Source organism: Gammaproteobacteria bacterium (genome assembly GCA_003696665.1).
GTDB lineage: Bacteria > Pseudomonadota > Gammaproteobacteria > Enterobacterales.
Window position 1 is genome coordinate 1 of record RFGJ01000540.1, and the last position, 3,197, is coordinate 3,197.

The following is a 3,197-nucleotide window of genomic DNA, read 5'->3' on the forward strand; positions in this document are numbered from 1 at the left end:
ATAGGATGATACTGGACACCACGGATAGTACCACTTCATGCGAGTATACTACAGCGTACTGTAAGTGATCACCGGCGGTAAGTTCGCCAATGGGGCGATTACCGCGGCGTTTGCGAGGGCGCATAACCATGAAGGTGGCGACGAGAAAAAGGGAGCCCCGATCTCCGATGACGAATGGGATTTATTGAGGAAAGGGGATTATATTGGATTTTGGAAGTCAAGATATGCAAAAGGAGATCCTGTCGCACGCATAGCCTTGATCGGATGGGGGTATGGCGACGACGTCGGTGCCTCATGGTTGGAACGAGGTCTGGCAGCGTGGACATGGAGTGATTTGGAGGATTATATTAAGGAACATGGTATTGATGTAACCAAGGAACAAATTGCACTTGAGTTGGCAAAGGCGCACGCGAAAATGGTACAAATGGACAAACAAGGCGTTCTCCATCTTCTTGATCCTTATCAAGTGACGCACTATCACTGGGAAGTCTTTAAGAAATACAATATTCCTCATTATATCTTTGGTGGGAGCGTGCGTGTAAATCCGTTTTCTGATGATTCTCCGGTTCACCCGACAGACCTACTTGCATTTCTTTGGTGCAGTGGATGTGACGAGGACCCGTACGAGTGGTGGTAGCTATGAAATCGAAAAAATTGTTATTGATAATATGTGGGGCCGCATGGAGCTTGTTTCTGACCTCATGCGGTAATAGCCATAGTTTATCCTTGGATGTAGATAAAGAAGGGAAGGTCAAGCAAAAAGTTGGGAGTACGGTTTTTCGCATTCCAAAACAGTATATAGTGACACCTTTCCCGTGGCTTCCGAAGAAAGGCCTTGATGTAAGCCGCAGTTTGCAGCTACTTATTCCGATGGAAGATATTCTTTCTGAACCAATAGGTCACAATGAATCGCTGTCTGTGACTATTTCTCCGGCCTCAGGACGCTCAATGCATGAATGGCTTCCACTTACACAAGATGCCTGGCTGGGACGCGGGCGTTTTAAAAAAGGGGCCATTGAGGAAGACCCGAAAACGGGGCTCGTCTATGTGCATTCACACGATGATATACACTTTAGTGTATTTACCCGAAGACCAGACCCCGGGCTTGATGGGCGAAAATATTGGTTAGCCGACTGTATAACTTGGTCTTCATCAGATATCAAATGCGCCTCACTAGTTAGAACCGGGGACATTTGGGTAAAATTATTCATGCCGGTCAATGAACCTGCGCGGATGGCGGACTACAGGAATATGGTGAAGCAACTTGTTGAATCCTGGATGGTTGATGACAGCGCGCCAGCAGAAGAATAAGCGTCGCGCACTCACGCCGCCGAGGCTACATAAAGTAGAAAAGGAAAGTCTTCGGACTTGTTTAGTGTCGGGGAAATAATAGTTGGTTATGAAAAGCTTTTTATTACTCTTGCTAAAATGTACGACAGTATTGAGCGTTACGATAGTATTGAGCTTGTGCCTTGTTTCATGCGGAAATGGCTTACCTGTGGATGAAAATGGGAAATTTGCGCTGAAAATCAAGAGCACGACACTGCGCATTCCCGGAGAATATATTATTGTTCCATTCTTAGCTGTTGATAAAGAGACTAAAAAGGTCGATGTAAGCAAGTTACGCACACTTAAGATTCCTTTTGAGGAATTAGGCTTGCGCCCTACAGGTGAAAAGGATGATGTTTTTGTAGATATAACTGACTATTCCCTCGATTCGTTTATATGGCTTCGTAATAAAATCAAAGACGCTTGGCTGGGCAGAGGTGATTACAAGGGGGGCAAGATCGAGACGGATGAGAAATCTGGTCTTGTTTTTGTCTATCCAAACCCTGAAGCCTCTGAACCTGTGATGATCTTCACACGGCCGCCTCAAGCCGGGAATGACGGGACCTTGTATTGGTTTGGGAAATATCACCCTGCTGTCCAGATCTGTGAAATAGGGGTGTTTTTTCACGAGTTGTATCTTGAGGTTTGGATTCCTTTCACCGACAGGCATCAGCTTCTAAAAGCTAAGCGCCGATTTCTTAAGTTACTGGGGTCCTGGGCTGACGTTTGAGTTTGCGAATTAAAAGTAGAAGCGATTCATGGAGAAAATTTGTGGCACGCCAGCAGACACGATAGATCTTATTCGAGTGTGTCGCAGTGCATGACGATCTAATTCGCTGCCGAAGTACCATAAGCCGTCTATATCTGTGGTGATTTGAGGCGATGAAAACAGCCTAGGTGGACCTACAGTTTCGGCGTGGAGGAATCAAGAGCCAATCATTAGTCTAAGAGGTGGTTTATGTTTCGTTTCATCCTGACAATGCTATTCCTTTTTCTAACACCCTTAACTTTTGGTGAAGTGACACAATGTTACAAAGACGTGAATATAAAAATACAACGTGTCCGTCAGCCTGTTCGTTTTACTAAAGTGATAAAAAAACGCGCCACCATAACACTTCGCGTCAAGACTGACTGTAAGACAGGAGCGGTACGAATACCCTCCACGTTTGAGGAAGCAGTGGAGTTCCTTGATTTTGCCCTGCCGCTTGATTACAAAGATGCGCTTGTCAGTGAGAGCACTCAGGACGAACTTGATATTGGAGCCGCGTATCGAAAGGCACACTATGGCGAGTCGGTGAACGACGATCTGTTTGATTATTTTTATAATGCGTGGTTCTTAGGTGAGAAAAATAATATTTGCGAAAAAAAGTTTGGGGATAAATATTTTGGAAAGGGAATAGGATGTTACTATCTATTACTAGAGCATTTGGTTGAAGCATACAAAAAGGGCGCTCTAGAAAGCGCCCGGGCATCAGAAGCACGGTGAGCCATTATTGTCGTCAGGTCGAACCGGATTGATAGGGTGATTTTGCCCGTGACTGATCATACCATTCAAGTTGTCAACACCAGTTTGCAGCGTAAAGCGTGCAGAAATCAGGGGGGCACTACAATGTCATGACTCCCTCCTGAACTGCTCAGGTTGTAATACAGGCAGGGGGAGTCAGATGAAAGAGCAAAAAATTGAAATCAAACGCTGGACAGCGAGGCGGAAAATTTGGTCATGCCTTCACGGCAGCGGTCGTGAGCGAAATGGCCGGTGCGTGGATTGACGGCATTGGCGAGGGCAAGAAAGAGTTTGCTGGAGTGCGCATCATCGCCGCAGCTGTTGTCGGTGGTACCACGTCGATGATCACTGGAGGTAAGTTCGC

Annotated in this window: 5 protein-coding genes; all 5 read left to right on the plus strand. The window is 46.0% G+C overall.

What is annotated here, in order from left to right:
- Positions 1-64: 64 nt before the first annotated feature.
- Positions 65-637, plus strand: coding sequence for a hypothetical protein (locus tag D6694_13275; protein RMH37464.1), 573 nt, complete (start codon positions 65-67; stop codon positions 635-637).
- A 2-nt stretch (positions 638-639) separates the two neighbouring features.
- Positions 640-1,311: a hypothetical protein gene (locus D6694_13280; GenBank protein RMH37465.1), complete on the plus strand. Its 672-nt coding sequence runs from the start codon at positions 640-642 to the stop codon at positions 1,309-1,311.
- 88 nt (positions 1,312-1,399) lie between these two features.
- The gene (locus D6694_13285) at positions 1,400-2,059 is read left to right on the plus strand and encodes a hypothetical protein (GenBank protein RMH37466.1); all 660 of its coding nucleotides are present in this window, start codon (positions 1,400-1,402) and stop codon (positions 2,057-2,059) included.
- Between the two features lie 228 nt (positions 2,060-2,287).
- Entirely contained in the window at positions 2,288-2,815 is a 528-nt protein-coding gene (locus D6694_13290; GenBank protein RMH37467.1) for a hypothetical protein, read from the plus strand.
- Positions 2,816-3,009: 194 nt separating this feature from the next.
- The coding region (locus tag D6694_13295) for a hypothetical protein (protein RMH37468.1) at positions 3,010-3,197 on the plus strand (188 nt) is incomplete at its 3' end.

Bases quoted from the DNA above. Each gene is read 5' to 3' on its own strand.
- D6694_13285 (RMH37466.1), top strand. From the start codon at position 1,400: ATGAAAAGCTTTTTATTACTCTTGCTAAAATGTACGACAGTATTGAGC.
- D6694_13290 (RMH37467.1), top strand. From the start codon at position 2,288: ATGTTTCGTTTCATCCTGACAATGCTATTCCTTTTTCTAACACCCTTA.
- D6694_13280 (RMH37465.1), top strand. From the start codon at position 640: ATGAAATCGAAAAAATTGTTATTGATAATATGTGGGGCCGCATGGAGC.